Source organism: Acinetobacter sp. WCHAc060025 (assembly GCF_004209355.1).
Taxonomy (GTDB): domain Bacteria; phylum Pseudomonadota; class Gammaproteobacteria; order Pseudomonadales; family Moraxellaceae; genus Acinetobacter; species Acinetobacter wuhouensis.
The window spans coordinates 144319-163067 of record NZ_SGSX01000001.1 but is presented as its reverse complement, the minus strand read 5'-3'; the positions used below and the strand labels follow the sequence as shown (position 1 = coordinate 163067).

Annotated in this window: 10 protein-coding genes; 6 read left to right on the top strand and 4 right to left on the bottom strand. The window is 39.4% G+C overall.

Annotated features, from left to right (window positions below; translation table 11 throughout):
- Position 1: 1 nt before the first annotated feature.
- Both ubiE and EXE09_RS00805 read right to left on the bottom strand, forming a co-directional pair.
- Positions 2 to 946 (bottom strand): bifunctional demethylmenaquinone methyltransferase/2-methoxy-6-polyprenyl-1,4-benzoquinol methylase UbiE, encoded by a 945-nt coding sequence (ubiE, locus tag EXE09_RS00810; RefSeq protein WP_130116022.1) that lies wholly within the window; start codon positions 944 to 946, stop codon positions 2 to 4.
- Positions 947 to 1098: 152 nt separating this feature from the next.
- Complete coding sequence (locus tag EXE09_RS00805) at positions 1099 to 1806, bottom strand: FFLEELY motif protein (protein ID WP_130116021.1); 708 nt, start codon at positions 1804 to 1806, stop codon at positions 1099 to 1101.
- A 214-nt stretch (positions 1807 to 2020) separates the two neighbouring features.
- On the opposite strand from EXE09_RS00805, the gene EXE09_RS00800 reads away from it, so the two are divergent.
- Entirely contained in the window at positions 2021 to 3439 is a 1419-nt protein-coding gene (locus EXE09_RS00800) for a phosphate--AMP phosphotransferase (RefSeq protein ID WP_130116020.1), read from the top strand.
- 248 nt (positions 3440 to 3687) lie between these two features.
- Here the strand turns inward: EXE09_RS00800 and EXE09_RS00795 are convergent, their stop codons facing one another.
- A complete protein-coding gene (locus EXE09_RS00795; RefSeq protein ID WP_130111940.1) occupies positions 3688 to 4200 on the bottom strand; it encodes a hypothetical protein in 513 nt (170 codons plus the stop codon).
- Positions 4201 to 4383: 183 nt separating this feature from the next.
- Here EXE09_RS00795 and EXE09_RS00790 point away from each other — a divergent pair, with 183 nt between their 5' ends.
- From EXE09_RS00790 to recD, 3 genes are all read left to right on the top strand, one after another.
- Complete coding sequence (locus EXE09_RS00790) at positions 4384 to 8109, top strand: exodeoxyribonuclease V subunit gamma (protein WP_130116019.1); 3726 nt, start codon at positions 4384 to 4386, stop codon at positions 8107 to 8109.
- Positions 8110 to 8111: 2 nt separating this feature from the next.
- The gene (locus tag EXE09_RS00785; protein WP_130116018.1) at positions 8112 to 11903 is read left to right on the top strand and encodes a UvrD-helicase domain-containing protein; all 3792 of its coding nucleotides are present in this window, start codon (positions 8112 to 8114) and stop codon (positions 11901 to 11903) included.
- Between the two features lie 123 nt (positions 11904 to 12026).
- Positions 12027 to 13781, top strand: coding sequence for an exodeoxyribonuclease V subunit alpha (gene recD / locus EXE09_RS00780; protein ID WP_213073878.1), 1755 nt, complete (start codon positions 12027 to 12029; stop codon positions 13779 to 13781).
- Between the two features lie 650 nt (positions 13782 to 14431).
- Here recD and EXE09_RS00775 read toward each other — a convergent pair.
- Positions 14432 to 15730: a serine hydrolase domain-containing protein gene (locus tag EXE09_RS00775; RefSeq protein WP_130116017.1), complete on the bottom strand. Its 1299-nt coding sequence runs from the start codon at positions 15728 to 15730 to the stop codon at positions 14432 to 14434.
- 281 nt (positions 15731 to 16011) lie between these two features.
- On the opposite strand from EXE09_RS00775, the gene rpsO reads away from it, so the two are divergent.
- The gene (gene rpsO / locus EXE09_RS00770) at positions 16012 to 16281 is read left to right on the top strand and encodes a 30S ribosomal protein S15 (RefSeq protein ID WP_004725514.1); all 270 of its coding nucleotides are present in this window, start codon (positions 16012 to 16014) and stop codon (positions 16279 to 16281) included.
- 289 nt (positions 16282 to 16570) lie between these two features.
- Complete coding sequence (pnp, locus tag EXE09_RS00765; protein WP_171405006.1) at positions 16571 to 18658, top strand: polyribonucleotide nucleotidyltransferase; 2088 nt, start codon at positions 16571 to 16573, stop codon at positions 18656 to 18658.
- The last annotated feature ends 91 nt before the right edge of the window (positions 18659 to 18749 follow it).

Here is an 18749-nt window from a genome sequence, read left to right as displayed (position 1 = left end):
TTTAAAGTTTAAAACCACGATGCACAGCCACGATTCCACCTGTTAGGTTGTGGTAATCGGTGTTTTGGAAGCCTGCATTTTCCATCATGCCTTTTAAGGTACGTTGGTCAGGGTGCATACGAATTGATTCAGCCAAATATTTATAACTTTCTGAGTCATTCGCCACGATTTTACCCATGATCGGTAAAGCAGTGAATGAATATAAGTCATAGAGTTTTGAGAATGGTTCAAACACAGGTTTAGAGAATTCTAAAATGAGTAAACGACCACCTGGCTTAAGTACACGATACATCGCAGCAAGTGCCGCATCTTTATCGGTCACGTTACGTAAACCAAAACTGATCGTCAGTAGGTCAAAACTGTTGTCTGCAAATGGCTCTAAAGTTTCAGCATTGGCTAAAACGAAATCCACATTGGTACAGCCTGCATCGAGTAAACGATCACGACCCACATTCAACATTGATTCGTTAATGTCTGATAATACAACGTGACCTGTAGGACCCACTTCACGGCTGAAGACTTTGGCTAAGTCACCTGTACCGCCTGCAATATCAAGCACATGCTGACCACGGCGTACACCTGACATATTGATCGCAAAACGTTTCCATAAACGGTGAATACCGAAAGACATCAAGTCATTCATGATGTCGTATTTTGCTGCAACAGAATGGAATACTTCAGCGACTTTTTGCGCTTTATCTTCACTGCTGACGGTTTGGTAACCGAAATGTGTGGTTGCACCGACATTGCCTGTGTTTGCGCCACGAGGTAGATTGTATTTAGGCACTGTGCCTGAAACTGGGGTATCGGTCAGCTGTTGTTGTAAAGATTGTTGCTGACCTTGTGGTGCGCCTTGTGGCAATGGTTCGGTTAAGAATGGGCTCACTTTGTCTGTATTGGTTGCCGTTTCAGCAGGTGCTGTAGGCTTTTGGTCTTCATTCGACATTTGAGTCACTCCTGAACACAAAAATGGGAAATTTTATATTGCCCTGCATAATGACAGATTCTGAAAAAATTTGCAGTCATCATCCAACAATTGTTATGAATAATATACAAAAACCGATCTAAAAGATCGGTTTGTTGAGTGCACAATTAAAATTAAATTTCAAATGGATGTGGATGCCCTGAATGGACTTTTTCAACAATCTCAGTTTCTTTTACGGTAAATTCGTGAATAAACTTGGCTGCGGATTTCATCGGTTTCATTGCCACAAAACCTTCACCAATAAAGTCATACATCAGTTCAAATTTATATTTCGCTGCTGTGCCTTTACACATTTTAAAAGCAGTATGCATGATAAATGAGCGCATATATTTATCCAATGCGCCGCCCAAATCATCCAATAGCCCCAATTGTTCTAAACGGGCATTGTATTGATCAAGTTTAAGCAAGGTTTGGCGCATCATTTCGTCATTAATGGCTTGTTCAGCAGGGTAGTCTTTCAGGAGTTGTGCTGCGACTTGTTCATCGAGTTGCATTGCCAATACAGCAAGCCCGACTGACTTTAAACCTGTTTTGATGGCATTTTCAGGAATGATTTTTTCTGCTTTGTGTGCATACTTTAAAAGGCGTTCAATTTGCAAAGCGAGATCATCAAACTCAGGACCACCATATAAACGGTTGATAAAGTATTTCGCCATCAACTGGTTTTCTTTTTGATTAAACAAATCATGGTGCGTTTTTTGAATGCGAATTTTTAACCAATCTTGGGCTTCATGTAGGCGCTTTTCAAGAATTGGGTCAGTGTGATAACTCAATTGTTGGTATTGTTCTAAAAGCTGATCGAGTGCAGCAAGTTTTGACATACAAAAACTCTAAATTTCGTTTTATAAAAGCATAAAGGCAGTTTAATCATATCGCCATGACAAAAGTACAAAAACAATTGGGAAATATGGTCAGTGGATGTCTTATTCAGCGAGATTAGTTTGCTTCGCTGTATTTTTATACAGAAAAGATATGGTGTGATTTTAGAGAATGGTTATACTCGAATGAAGTATAGTTAAATCAAAAGAGTAGCAAATGATTGAAGAACAACTACAATTTTCATTGCGGGATGAAGAAGAACTTTCGGTTGATTTGATTGAAGCACAATACGCACTTAAAAATTCTAAAGGTCAAAGCAATGCCAAAAGCATCGTGATCTTGGTCAGTGGTATTGAGCTTGCGGGTAAAGGTGAAGCAGTAAAACAACTACGTGAATGGGTTGATCCACGTTATTTACGTGTTAAAGCTGATCCTGCACACCTATTTACCTTTAGACAAACATTTTGGCAGCCCTATGCAAGACATATCCCTGCTGAAGGGCAAATCCAAGTTTTTTTTGGCAATTGGTATAGTGATTTATTATCAACGGCAATGCATGTTTCTAAGCCTTTGGATGAAACGTTATTTGATGCCTATATCGAAAGCATGCGCACATTTGAACAGGATTTAAAAAATAATCATGTGGATGTGATTAAAGTCTGGTTCGATCTGCCGTGGAAAAGTTTGCAAAAGCGTCTGGATAATATTGATGCCTCTGAGCAACGTTGGCATAAGTTGATGGGTTTGGATTGGCGCAATAAAAAGCAATATGACACCATACAAAAGCTTCGTCAGCGTTTTACTGATGATTGGTATGTGATTGATTGTGAAGATGAAGAAGTCCGTGATCAACAATTTGCACAATATATTTTGCATGCCTTAAAACAACTACCGAAACATAAAACCACGGTGAGAACTAAGTGGAAGCAAGCCCCTGTTCCTGAAAGTCTGTTGAATCCATCTACTGATGAGATGAAAAATGATGATTATAAGGCTGAGTTAAAGAAATTATCCAAGAAAGTCTCTGATGCCTTGCGTAATGACCCACGCAATATTGTGGTGACGTTTGAAGGTATGGATGCTGCGGGGAAAGGTGGTGCGATCAAGCGGATTGTTAAAAATCTTGATCCTCGTGAATATGAAATTCATACCATTGCCGCACCTGAGCAGTATGAGTTACGTCGTCCATATCAGTGGCGTTTTTGGACGAAGATTCAACCTGAAGAAAAGATCAGCATTTTTGACCGTACTTGGTATGGGCGGGTTTTGGTGGAACGGATTGAGGGCTTTGCTAAACCTGCGGAATGGCAACGTGCTTATGATGAAATCAATCGTTTTGAAAAGGATTTAAGTGATAATCAAACGGTGCTGATTAAGTTTTGGCTGGCGATTAGCAAAGATGAGCAAGAGGCTCGTTTTAAAGCACGTGAAGAAACACCGCATAAGCGTTTTAAAATTACCCCAGATGATTGGCGTAATCGTGGGCATTGGGATGATTATTTGAATGCGGCGGCGGATATGTTTGAGCGTACCAATACTGAGTATGCGCCGTGGCATATTATTTCAACTAATGATAAGTATTCGGCACGTATTCAGGTGCTTAAGGCGATATTGAAACAGTTAAAAGTGGATTGATGTTGAAGAATTTTTTTTCTTAGGCGTCATGCATGGCTTAGGGATGCTGTGTTTTTCATATACATCCTCTCCCTAACCCTCTCCTTGAAAAGGAGAGGGGACTTTCATTATGAATTAAATGTTGATTGTAATTAGACTTATTGCAAAAACTTTATTGTTGATAAGACTGGTTTAGTTAAAATCGGGAATGCATAAAAAAGAACATCGGATTATGAGTCCGATGCTCTAAGCGACTTAAAATATTTACATCAAGAATACTTCACCACACTCGCATTCTGTTTCTGCTGAATACCTTTTGCCAATTTGTAACATTCATCCACATGCGCTTCGGCAACTTTCTTCATCACGATATAGCCCAAACTTGCCGCAATGATTGAACCACCGAGTGGAATAAATTTAGTCACTTGTTTAGTAATGACTTTGGCAGCAACATTATTCAAAGAAGATTTCACCGCAGTACGAGCAACAACTAAACCTGAAAACTCAAAACCACGTTTACGCAATTCATTCCAATGGATTTTTTTAGTCGCAGGGTCATAAACGCTGATTTGATCAGGTGCTAAACCAAAACGGGCATTAATTTCAGGAATCAATTGCGATAAAATTCCCACATCAATCACCACATCAAAAAATGGTACAGGGACAACGGCTGCACCTGCTGAAAAATAAGCACGTTTTTTGACGAGTTCTAAACATTCATTACGAATTTGTTCTAAATTTAAAGTTGGGTCGATCGAATCTGGGATTTTATCAATTTTCATAAAACAATTACCTATTTTTCAAGCGTTTTATATTTCTGTAGATGCCAGTTTTTAAGCTCGAAGGTGTGAAGTTATTTCCAAATATAGTGTAAAAATGCCATAGTATGGCGCAGTTGTATAGTGGTGAATGTTTATGTTTTTGTGCATCACCATGCAGAGTAAAATATTGACAGTTGAGGGATTATGGCAATACATGTGATTCAAAGCCAACGTATTGACGTTTTGGTGCAAGGGCTTTTGCAAAATACGACACAGCCATCTAAAAATCCTTTTGCTGTCCTGCAAACACAACATTTTATTGTACCGAGCCCTGCTGTTCAGGAATGGCTCAGTCAACGTATCGCTGAACAACAAGGGATTAGTGCCAATAGCCAATTTCACCAACGGATTCGTGGTTTTCAATGGTTTGCCTATCAACAAGTTTTAGAAGATAAAGATAAAGTTCGTAAAGCCAATATTCCACGTTTGATTATGAAATGGCGCATTTATCAAACTTTAAAAAGTTTTATTGAAAGTGATGAAAATAGCCTTGCTGAACATCATCCTTTACATAGCATTATCCAACGTATTTACGATGCTGCTTCACAGCTTGAAAATGGTTTAGATAAACAACTCAAAAAACAAAGTATGTTGTATTGGGTGTCTGAACAAGTATCAAAGTTATTCAGCAACTATATGATGTATCGTGGCGAATGTCAGCGTGCATGTGAACATATCTGTACCTGTCCAAGTAATTGGCTTGGGCAATGGGGACGTGGTCAGGAACTGAATTTAGAACAACAATTTTTTAAAACCAATCAAGCTGTTTCAGCATTCACTTTAAATCAAGCGCAAGAATTGGAAAGCTGGCAACGTTGGTTGTGGCAACAGACATTTCATGATGATTTTGTTGAAATGCAAAGTATTGATGATGATTTTTGGCAGATTTTAGATGATGAAGTTAAACGTCATTTCGCATTGAAAAAATTGCCAAGTCGTTTAATTGTCTTCACCTTACTCGATTTGCCACCCAGTCAATTGCAGTTTTTAAGACGATTGGGACAATATTTAGATGTCATTATTCTGCATTACAACCCATCGCAAGAATATTGGGCAGACAGTGTCGATCCAAACTGGAAAAAACAATACGATTTACGTGTTAAAGAACGTTTTATTGCCAAGCATCCTAAAGCGACAGATGAAGATATTCAAAAGTTCTTTGATGAATTTACTTTAAACTTTAATGCTGAAATTCGAGAGTCACGTCATCCATTACTGACTCGTTTTGGTAAACAAGCCCGTGATCATTTCTCGATTCTTTCCAATCTTTCATCGGGTGATGAAGGGCAATGGGTCGATGCCTTTGTCGATGAAGAACCGACCAATTTATTGACGAAATTACAGTCTGATATTCTGTATTTGGTTGAGCCTGAACCGCATGCTTATCCAATTGCTGAGGACGATGATTCGATTCAAATACATGTCTGTCATTCGTCATTGCGTCAGTTGGAAGTTTTAAAAGATCAATTGATTGATTGGTTGGCACAAGGTACGGCAGAGAATCCGCATCGTCCGAGTGATGTTTTGATTCTCGTACCCGATTTAAAACAAATTGAACCGCTAATTCGTAGTGTATTTCCGCATACACCAAACCAAGATAGTGTTTATTTACCTGTGAAAATTGCAGGGGTGACGCAACTGGATGCCAATAATGCATGGCGTGCAGTGCTCGGGCGTATTCAGTTGGTTGAAGGACGTTTTAGCGTTGAAGATTTTGCCGATTGGCTGAATTTGAATGCCACGCAAATCCGCTATGAGCTCGATGTTTCTAATACTGAGCGTATGATTGATTTGTTGATCAGTGCAGGGTTTAAGCGTGGTTTGGATGCACAACATTTACAACGTTCACTCAGTGCTGACGATACTGATTACCGTTTTAGCTTTAAATATGCCTTAGATCGTTTGGCATTGGGTCTGGCAATTCCAGAGCATCAGATTTTTAAACATGTGAATGGTGATACTTTAAGTTACGCTCAAGTCTTAGCCAGTGATTTTGAACTCATTGCTAAGTTGATTCAGATTTATCAAGACTTTGATCAGCGCCGTGATTGGATGATTGCGCATGAACTGGGTAAAAATACCCAGTTAAAATGCTATGTCGATGCATGGTTAAACTTACTCATGCAAGACATTATCGAGTTTGAGCAAGCTGGCGTTGAGTCCTTAAAAGTAGTCCGTGAAGTTGTCAAAAAACAAGAACGTATGCTGACTTTGGCGAGCTATTATGATGAAAGAATTGAAAATCTGACTGGTGCTTCAGCGCATGTAAAAGAGCAGTCTGTTTTAAAGAATATTTACCTACCATTACCTTATTTACTTAATGAAATTAACAATCTACTAGATGGTCAAATTGATCAAGCTCTACCGACAGGTCAGATCACCTTTAGTCAGATTGGGCAGATTCGACCATTACCCTATAAATTAATGGTGATGATGAATTTAGACGGGGGCAAATTCCCAGATCGAAATGTGCATTTACCATTCGATTTAATGGAAATTCTAAAACCACAATTGGGGGATCGTTCTCGTTTGGATGACGACCAAGGTGCATTTTTAGATGCTTTGCTGTTGGTGCAGGAAAATCTGTGGCTATTCTATAATGGTTTCGATGTCAGTGATGGTGAAGTGCGTGACCCATCCAGTGTCTTGCAGGAATTGGTCAATCATATTGCTTTGATTGCACAGTCCACAAATGCTTCATTCGATTCACCTGATCAGGCAGATCAGATGGTGGATTTGAATGGTATTGAAGTACCTGAACAAATTCAGTCTTTATACCATATTCATACTTTACAGCCTTTTGATCCCAATGGTTTTGAATCTACGCAGAATATCCGCTATCAAGATCAATGGTTTGCTGTGGCGCAACAGATTCGCCAAGCAGAAAAGCTATCCAAACGTACAGCTTGGGCAAATGCCCCTTATCCAATCGTTCAGGAAGACATTACTGTATTGGATGCAGGGCAATGGATTCAGGATGTGACTTTCCCTGCACGTTTATATTTAAAAACGTTGGGTGTGGAAAATCTACGCGCGGAAGATATTCCAACATTGAATGAGCCTTTGATTCTCGATGGTTTAGCACGTTATCAAATTCGTGATTTTTTACAGAAAAGCGATACGCAAAACAACGCAACTGATATTGGCTTATTACAAGATCAATTGCCAATGGGTAAGGTTCAGCAGAGTGCATGGCAAATGAGCTTAGCTGAACAAGATAATCTACAAGAACGCTTAAAACGCTATGCACCGGAAGTGACAGCGACCACACAACGGCAATGGCGTATTGAAAAGAATGTGGTGATGAATATCACTGTGCCGAAACAATTCGGTGTGGATTGGGTCAGTTTAGATGCATCCAGTGGTCGTGCTAAACGCCGTGCCAAAGTGTGGCTCGAATATTTACTGTGGTTGAGTTATTTAAATCTCGCAGGTGATCAAGCCAAAGATTTACAACGCATTGCTGTGTTTAGTGACGTGACCATTATCAATACTGGGTTGAGTTCTGAACAAGCCAAAGCACATCTATTGGCATGGTTTAAAGCCTATACCTATGGGCAATCTGAACCTTTGGTTTTGCCCGCAGGATTGTTATTGAAACTTGCTGAAAATAAAAAACAACTTGAATGGAGCGAAGAAGAGGGGCAAACCCATATTGAAAACTTTGCGGATATTCTGGCGGAATGGAACAAGAGTGATGCATTTCTACCTTATGATTTAACTGAGATGGAATGGAGTCGTCAGCATCGAGATTGGCAGTTTATTTTGCAAGAACAGGATGCAACAGCCTTGTTGAAACATGCCTGTGATCAATTTGCCCATGATCTGTATCAACCGATTTATCAGCATCAAACTGTTGCAGAGGAATAATCATGACTGAATCAACTTCTGCCGACACTGTTGCAAATAAACATGTTGCGAATAAAAAGATTTCTATTGAACCGATTGGCGATATGCAATTTTCAGGATTGCATTGGATTGAAGCTTCGGCAGGGACAGGGAAAACCTATACCTTATCCAGTTTAATGGTACGGATTTTTCTTGAGAAATATTTACCAAGCCAAGTGATTGCCACCACTTTTACCCGTAAAGCTGCGGCAGAATTAAAAAGTCGTATTCGCGCACGTTTGCAGGAAACATTTCGTTATTTCGAGTCTTGTCGTGAATTGACTGAGGCAGAAGTATTAGCCAAAGCACAACAAGAGACCGATCCCTTATTCGCCAAAGTACTGGTGACTTTTGCAACACAGATTGCCTATGCTTGTGAGCGTTTAAAATTAGTCATTGACCAACTCGATGAGCTATTCGTCGGGACATTAGACAGTTTTAGTCAGAAGTTATTGCGTGAGTTTGCTTTTGAAAGTGGCAAGATTGAACGGGCTGAAATTACTGATGATGCAAAGAGCTATAGTCACCAACTGATTCACGACATATTACGCACATGGATTCAAAAGCAACCGCAAGAGATTGTGGATAGCTTGATGTTTGCAGGAGAGTTACGTGGCGTTGATTATTATGTGGCGACGGTCGAGCAGAGTCTAAACTTTGCTTCGGCGCAGTTTATTCAGCCACAGTTTTCCAGTGCTGATTCTCAAATATTTCAGCAAGCCATTGAACAACTTGCTCAAATTCCACCCGAGAAACTACAAAGCCTAGAAGCCTATTATTTGTTGGATGGTGAATATTATAAATTCATCAATGGGACGAAATTTAGAAGTGATCGTTTCCATCGAATTTTTGCCAAAAGCTTGCCGCAAATTATTCAAACCGTTCAGAAAAATGATTATAAACATTATCTCAGTTCAAGTTTGTCTTCGGCAAAGACTGATTTTGCCACACTGATCAAAGTGTTACGTGAGCAACAAATTTTCAAGAAAGCTGCGCCTGAAAATGTTCAAGCTGACTTTTATCAACATACGGTAATTCAACAGCTTTTAAAGATTTATGAAGCCATTGAAACATTTGAAAATCAGTTACTGGGTACCAATACATTTTTAAAATATTACTTGGCACAAGAGGTTAAACAGCGTTTACCACAGGTCTTGCAACAAAAGGGCGAAACCACCTTTGCACAGCAAATTCGTACATTAGCCGAAGCTTTACAAGGCGAGCAAGGACAACGCTTTGCGACTTTTGTCCATGCGCGTTATCCTTTGATTCTGGTGGATGAATTCCAAGATACTAACCAAGATCAGGATGATATGTTGGCGCAAATTTGGCGTCATCCAAGCCGAGTGAAAAAAGGCTGTATGATCATGGTCGGTGATCGTAAACAAGCGATTTATGGTTTCCGTGGCGGTGATATGTTGACCTTTTTAAAGGCGCATCAAGATGTTTTTGGCAAAGATGGGCATGAATACAATCTGATTTATAACCACCGTTCGGTTAAACCTTTGGTTGAAGTGGTCGATGTCTTATTCCAGCAACAAATGGATTTTGGTGAACAGGTGATCTATACCCCTGTACAAGCAGGTAGCCGTCCGCATCCTGATTTAATTGACAATGGTAGTGCCAATCCACAACCGCTACGATGGTTAAAGTTAGAAGATAAGAACCAAGAAGCAGAGCAAGTCGCTTGGAAAATTCGTGATTTATTGAATCAAGGCATTCAAGGCAATTTATATTTTGCTGAAAAATCAGGGCAACGAAATATTGATGAAAATGATATTGCCATTCTATCTAAAAACCATGATGGCTTAGACAAAGCACAATCTGCATTAAATTATTTAGGTATTCGTACCAATCGACCTTCGAAAAAGAGTGTCTTTGAAAGTCAAATTGCGCAAGATGTAGGCGCAGTATTATCGGCAATTCTTTATCCCTACCATGAAGCAAAAATTAAACGGGCTTTGCTCAGTCGCTTATTGGGTTTTGATTTAAAACAATTGGTTGCATTGGAACAACATGCGGATGGTTTAAGTCAGTATATTGAGCTATTCGATCAAATCCGTGAGATGTGGCTGAATCAAGGCTTTTTAACGGCTTGGCAATTTGCACTGAATCAATTTTCAGTCTGGACAAAATTAGTCGCTACACAAAGTCGGGACAATGAGCGTGTCGTAGTTAATTTACGTCATTTAACCGAATTGCTCAGTCAGCACAGTGAAGAATATCAAGGTGCGCAAAATCTGTATCATTGGTATTTAAAACAGCTCACGTCACCGATGGAACGTGAATGGGAAATGGAACGCAAACTGTCGAATGAGGCAGGCGTTCAGCTGATGACCATTCACCAATCGAAAGGTTTAGAATTTAAATTTGTCTTCCTTTTAGGTGCGGATAAAGATTTTAAAGAAATCAATAAAACCCTCAATTTTTCCACCATTGAACAGGTCAATACACAAGGGAAAGTTGAACAGCAACGAGTGGTTGCGGTGAATGATAGCTCTATTCTCGATCCTAAAGATATTGAACAGCACAATGAGCGAGCGTTGGCAGAGCATCATCGCCTATGGTATGTGGCGTTAACCCGTGCCAGTTATCGTGTCTATGCCATGCTCAGTGATGTAAAGGAAAAATCGACTACAGGTTTGGCTTTTTGGCGTGGGCAGGGTGCAAGTACATTTAAACATATTGGCAGTACGGAAGAACCCTTACTGACACAATGTCCGCCACGATTAGAAAAAGCCAAAGCGGAAGCAAACACTCCTTTGACGGCTGAGATCTTTCCCAAACAGCGTTTTTATCCACGTGGTAAAACCAGTTTTAGTGCTTTGGCACAGCATTTGACTCGACAACAAATCCAAGATGCATTGGCTGTTTCTGAACAAAAGGCTGAAAGTGCTGAAGATGAAATTCAGCAAGAAGTCATTGAAATAGATCATCAAATGGCAACACAACCGATTGCATGGATTAAAGCCAATTTTCCGATGGGAACAGTCGCAGGGAATTTCTTACATGAAATTTTTGAACATATCGATTTTAAAGATCAGCAATATTGGCATTTAGAAATTCACCGTCGTTTTAAAAATGATTATGCTAGTTTAAGAACCGAACTGCTTGAGAAATATCGGGCAGCATTTATTGATGATCAGCAAGAAACGGAATCATCCGAAATTCCACCTGCCGAAGAAACTATTTTAGGCTGGATGGCGGAATGGCTGAAAGATGTTTTATCTACACCCATTCTCAATGGTTTTAACTTAGGTCAGCTTGAACCACATGAGCATTTGGCTGAGTTTCCTTTCTATTTATCCTTATCGGATCGTGTGCTTGCCATCAAACGGATTCATCAATTGTTCGATGAACATGGTATTACCATGCCAGAGTTTAAAGATGCCAATTCAGCACGTTATTTAAATGGTTCGATTGACTTGGTATTTTTTGATGGTCAGAAATATCACATTGCCGATTATAAAAGTAATTTCTTGGGTATCGATCAGCAGAGCTATTGTTCCGATGCGGTACAAGAAAGTATGTCGCATGCCAGTTATTGGTTACAAGCTTCGTTATATTTAGTTGCATTGCATCGTTATTTAAACGTGCAACTTGAGGGCTATCAAATTGATCGTGATTTGGGGGGCGCAACCTATTTATATTTACGCGGTATGAATGGGCAAGCGGAGCAGGGTTATCATTATTGGCGACCAAGTACAGAATTTATCCTCAGATTAGATGCAATTCTCGGTTATTTTACTGAGGGTAAATTGGCAGAAAGTGCGTAATTTTTTATTTAAAATTTTGAATAAACAGATACTTATTCTTGTTTTAAGGATGTGAATGAAGTTGTGGATGCTTTTGTGGATAAGTGTGTTGAAAACCTTGTAGATAACTCTGAGGATAACTGTGTGGAAAATAAACAAGATTTAGCAAGTCAAGTCCCGCAATGGATAGAGACATGGAGTAAATACGTTTTAACACAGTATTCCACAGCCTCTCATATGCATGAAGATGCATATGCACAAGCACTTGAATTGGTTCAAGAGGTTTTGTTGGCAACGACTCAAGGGGATAGTTGTATTGCCAAACAGGGGCGAAACACAGCCGTATTAGATACATTGATTAGCGATGATCAAACTGCACAGACTGAAGTTGCACCTTTTGTGCAAGATGATGAATTTGTTTATTTATATCGTTATTGGCAGTTGGAACAGCGTTTGGCAACTCAAGTTCTACGTTTAAAACAGCAAGCGATTCAACAAGTTGATGTATCCGCTTATGATGATTTATTGACGGATGAACATCAGAAAAAGGCTTTAATCAACGCTGCCAAAAATGCATTCAATATCATTACTGGCGGACCTGGCACAGGTAAAACTTATACCTTAGCGCGGATTATCGCAGTGCTTCATCAAGCCATTCCAGATATTCGTATTGCCATGGCAGCACCGACAGGGAAAGCTGCACAACGTATGGGTGAGGCACTACAAAATTCACTATCTGACCCTAAACTACACAGCTTTGGACTAGATCAAAATCTCTTTAATCCCATGACTTTACATCGCCTATTGGGTTTGGGTAATCAACATGTACCTCGCTTTAATTTAAGACAACCTTTACCTTATGATGTGATCGTGGTCGATGAAGCATCCATGTTAGATTTGAATTTAGCCACCATGCTCTTTGAAGCTGTGCCTGAACATTGTCGATTAATTTTATTGGGCGATGCCAATCAGCTTGCTTCTGTAGATGTCGGTTCGGTATTAGCTGACTTACAACATGTTGAATTGCTAAAAGAAAACAGAGTTAATCTGCTTACGACACGACGTTTTAGTGATGATGCTTTAATTGGAAAAATGGCACGCTTTATTCAACAACAAAAACATCAGCAATTGAATGAGGAGCAGATCCTCCAAGATTTTGAAAATGAAGTTGTTCAAGCCACAGAAATTCAAAATATTGTTTTACAAAATGACGTGCAAGATGTCATTCAACTTGAATATTTACCTGAAAAAATTACATCAGCAGAACTCGAAAGTTATAATCAAAAGTTGAGCTTTGGCTTTCAACCATATTTTGAAACGCTCAAAAATTATTTATCCAAAGATGAAAACAGCGATGAAGTTATAGAGGAAGTTGTTAAAGCATTTGATTTGTATCGCATCTTAACGGCGGTACGTCATGGCACTTTAGGCTTGGAACAACTTAATAGAGAAATGGAGAAAGCATTATTTACATCTTTACCAACATTATCTAGGCAAGGGGATTGGTATGTCGGGCGTCCTGTGATGATGACTTATAATGATTATCAACTCGGATTGTCCAATGGTGATATTGGGATTTGTTTTAGGCATCGTCAGCAAGCCGATCAATTTGAAGTCTATTTTCCAAGTTTGAATAAATGGTTGCCTGCAACACGATTACCAAAGTCGATGCAAACTGCTTTTGTATTAACAATTCATAAATCCCAAGGCTCAGAGTTTACCCATACAGCAGTGGTTTTGGATGCAGCTGCAACACGATTGTTGAGTCAAGAATTGATTTATACAGCGATTACCCGTGCCAAAAAAGTGGTGAGTCTTTTGGTTGATCAACAAGCTTTTGTTCAATCTTTGATGATTTCAACGCGTAGAATGAGTGGGTTGGTTAGTACGATTAAATGAATGTAGTTATTTTGTAGTATATTTAAATAATTTTAACTTTGTACGAAATGGCTTACATGAATTCGAGAGATTTGCGCATAGAGCTTCATGTCTCTTTTTGAGATGATGAACCCATAAAGAGCTCAGCAAGGATCGTTGAGTAAAATCGCACAATAAGAATAATTTGAAGTCGAGAGACTGCGAACTTACATGTAAGTAAGTGATAAAGAGGAAACTTACAGCCGCTAAGCCTTGTAGTTTTGGGAGAGACTACAAGGCTTTTTTATTGAATAGATATTAAAAACCGTATTTTGAGATATTCTTTAAATTTTTAAAAGTATTCAATATATTTTTTACAGGAAACGATGATTTGTATTTTTGTAAGATATTTCTCACACGGATAGAAGATAATGCGACTTATGTCTGGAAAAATCATGGTGCATAATAGGTCACATATGGACATAATTGGTCACAATGTCGTGAAAATATTGTCAGTATATAAGAACAATAAGTGCCAAAGCACGAGTGAGTACAATAAATAAGATAACGATAATTATTAAATAAGAAACTACAGCGCAATGGAAAAGCCCTAAGAGTAATCTTAGGGCTTTTTTATAAGATAAACTAAAAAGTATAATAAAAAGAAGGATTATGATCAGGCTAAAGCGTATTTAAACTAAATCTGTTTCAGTACGATCAGTTCCAAACAGAGTACGACGCTGTTCTTTTGGAATTTTCGGACAATTCTTAGAGATTTGGTAAAGTGTCTGTGCTAAAGCAGGAATGTGGGTTCCTACTACAGATTTTCCTGTATTTAAAATACTGACACTAATGTCACGCTCAGGATCAGCCCAACATAGAATGTTGGAAAAACCTAAGTGACCAAACGCTTGTCCTGTCATAGGACCAAATACCCCCACAGGATTACTACCAAGCATTGGTCCAAGAGCATAACGCATGGGTGCAATGAGAGTGCGGTCTATCGTTGTGGTCGATGTCGGAAGTGTCGCTCTGAACACCGTTTCAGGGCTCATGATTTGTTTGCCTTTATATTGTCCACCATTTAACAACATTTCAAAAAAACGATTGGCTTGTTCGGCACTGGTATAAATATTACCTGCAGGACAAACACTGTCCATGAATCGAGGATCGTTGGTGACATCGACAGCAAGTTGCAAGCCACCACCAAGCACATGATTTAAATATAAATCTGTACCTAATTTAGGATGTACTCCTGTAGGGTAGTTTAAGGCAACATGATCTCGAAATTCAGGTTTTAAGCCATAGTTGAAAAACTCCATCTCCATCGGCTTTTCAATTTGTTCATGCAAAAATTGACGAATATCTTGTCCAGTCACACGCTCAATCAATTCACCTAAGATATAACCTGCGGTCACAGCGTGATAGGCGAGGTGTGCTCCCGCAGGTGAAATCGGTTTAGAAGCATAGAGTTGTTGTAAAATCTGTTCTTTATCAAATAATAGTTCAGGTGTGACTTCTGTTTCTACGCGAGGGATTCCACCACGATGTGAGAGCAAATGGAAAATGGTGGCACGTCGTTTACCATTTTGGGCATATTCCGGAATGTAATAACTGATCGGATCAAGTAGATTAATTTCACCTGTTTCATCTAACATGTGAATCAGCATCGCTGTAATCATTTTCGAGGCTGAAAATAAGCAAATCGGTGTATCAGGATTGGCAATCACAGCATTTTGTGCAAGACCGCTGGCTGAATTTCCTGAAGCATAGCCTAAACTACGATTCAGTATAATTTCACCTTTACGACGAAGGCAGACACTGATCAGAGGATGATTCCCTGTTCGGTATAAGCTTTCAATACTGCCCCATATTTTTTGAACTTGCTGTTCAGTCATCCCACCTTGTTTAGGCAATACTTCATTTTTACTTTGTGTAATGCTGTTTAAGTCTTTAGGTACATAACAGGTATTGGTTGAAAATAGTTTCACATTCTTTTCCGTGATTATTTTTATTCAGGTTTACAGTTTGAACTGAGTAAATAAATAAGTCAGTGTCCTAAATGCCTCGAAGTTTGTAAAAAAAATGCAATATTTCATTTTTTATTTTGAAGCCATTTTTAGAAGCGAGAATATGTACGATATTTTTGCAATCTCATTATACTTCCTTTAAAATAGTCGACTGCTGTAGTGATGCACGGCAGTTAAATTGATTTTGAAGAATCAATTTGATTTGTATCAAGTATTTAAATTAAGCATCTCGGAGAAATCGAATGGCTTTAACAAACGCAGATCGCGCAGAGATCGTTGCAAAATTCGCTCGTGCTGAAAATGACACTGGTTCACCTGAAGTACAAGTTGCTTTATTGACTGCTCAAATCAATGATTTGCAAGGTCACTTTAAAGAACACAAACACGACCATCATAGCCGTCGTGGTTTGATCCGTATGGTTAACCAACGTCGTAAGCTTCTTGACTACCTTAAAGGTAAAGATGCTACTCGTTATAGCGATTTGATTGCTGCTTTAGGTTTACGTCGTTAATTCGATTTAAACTTTTATTTTCGGATTATTGCATGATCAATGCTGTAGTGATGAAAACTAAAGTCTGTCCAGCATTTGCTGGATAAAGAGAAGGGGCGAATATTCGCTCCTTCTTCGTGTTTAAAATTAGTGTAAATAAAGATTAATTTGAATTTATTCTCTAGTGAGGTCGGCTTCTAAGCTTTGTCATTTATGCTTTTTATTCGTTCAGAATGATGTGAATGCCAAACCTTAGGGGTCTCCACTAGAATAACTGTTCAAAAGAACTAGGAAATAAAATTACATGTCAATGTTTAATGTGATTCGTAAAGAATTTCAATATGGTCAACATCAAGTTGTACTCGAAACAGGTCGCGTTGCTCGTCAAGCAAACACTGTAGTGATCACAATGGGCGGCGTAACAGTTTTAGTTGCTGTTGTTGCTCAACCAACTGCGAAAGCGGGTCAAGACTTTTTCCCACTTACAGTAAACTATCAAGAAAAACAATATGCTGCGGGTCGTATCCCTGGCGGTTATGGTAAACGTGAAGGTCGTGCTTCAGAGTCTGAAACTTTAATTTCACGCTTGATCGACCGTCCAATTCGTCCGTTGTTCCCAGAAGGTTACTATAACGAAATCCAAGTGACTGCAACTGTTGTGTCTTCTGACAAAACAATGGAAGCTGATATTGCTGCAATGTTGGGTACTTCTGCTGCACTTGCGATTGCAGGGACTCCGTTCCGTGGTCCAATCGGTGGCGCGCGTGTGGGTTTAATCAACGGTGAATATGTTCTTAACCCGAACTTAGAACAATTGGCTCAATCTGATCTTGATCTTGTTGTTGCTGGTACAGAATCTGCTGTACTTATGGTTGAATCTGAAGCGAAAGAACTTTCAGAAGACCAAATGTTAGGCGCTGTGCTTTTCGGTCATGACGAAATGCAAATTGCGATCCAAGCAATTAAAGAATTTGCAGCAGCTGCGGGTGCAACAGAGTCTACTTGGACTGCACCTGCGAAAAACGAAGATCTTCGTGCAAAATTAAAAGAAACATTTGAAGCTAAAATCTCTGAAGCTTATACGATTGCAGTTAAACAAGATCGTTATGCAGCTCTAGATGCGTTGGAAGCAGAAGCAAAAGCTCAATTTATCCCTGAAGAAGACGTTGACGGCATCGCTGATGACCTAAACGAATTATTCGAAGATCTTAAATACCGCACCGTACGTGACAACATCCTTTCAGGTAAACCACGTATTGATGGTCGTGATACTAAAACTGTTCGTGCATTAGACGTACAAGTGGGTGTATTAGACCGTGCTCACGGTTCTGCATTGTTCACACGTGGTGAAACTCAGGCTTTAGTTACAACGACACTGGGTAATACTCGTGATGCGTTGATGGTTGATACTTTAGCGGGTACTAAAACTGATAACTTCATGTTGCACTACAACTTCCCTGCATATTCTGTAGGTGAAACTGGTCGTGAATCAGGTCCTAAACGTCGTGAAATCGGTCATGGTCGTTTGGCACGCCGTGGTGTTCAAGCTGTTCTTCCTGCGGCTGATCGCTTCCCGTATGTCATCCGTATCGTATCAGACATCACTGAATCTAACGGTTCATCTTCAATGGCTTCTGTATGTGGTGCATCATTGTCACTTATGGATGCAGGTGTTCCACTTAAAGCGCCAGTTGCAGGTATTGCAATGGGTCTAGTAAAAGAAGGTGAGCGTTTCGCAGTACTTTCTGACATCTTAGGTGATGAAGATCACTTAGGTGATATGGACTTTAAAGTAGCGGGTTCTGCAAACGGTATTACTGCGCTTCAAATGGATATCAAAATCGAAGGTATCACTGAAGAAATTATGGAAGTTGCATTGAACCAAGCTTATGCAGGTCGTATGCATATTCTAAATGCAATGAACCAAGTGATTTCACGTGCTCGTCCTGAAATTTCAATGTTCGCACCGACATTCCAAGTGATCAACATCAACCCTGATAAGATCCGTGATGTCATCGGTAAAGGTGGTGCGACGATTCGTGCAATCACTGAAGAAACTAAAGCTGCGATCGACATCGAAGACAACGGTACAGTACGTGTATTTGGTGAATCTAAAGCTGCTGCTCAAGCTGCAATTGCAAAAATCCAAGCTCTTACTGCCGAAGTTGAACCTGGTACAATTTACCAAGGTAAAGTCATTCGTATCGTTGAATTCGGTGCGTTTGTAAACATCATGCCTGGTACAGATGGTTTGCTTCACATTTCTCAAATTTCAAACGAACGCGTTGCAAATGTAACTGACGTATTGGCTGAAGGACAAGAAGTGAAAGTACAGGTTGCAGATGTTGATAACCGTGGTCGTATTAAACTTACGATGAAAGACATCGATCAAGCGTAATATACGCAAGATTTATTTTTTCTAAAAGAGCCTGCTAAATGCAGGCTTTTTTTTATGGCATGTTGAAAATAAGGAAGATTAAAAATAACGG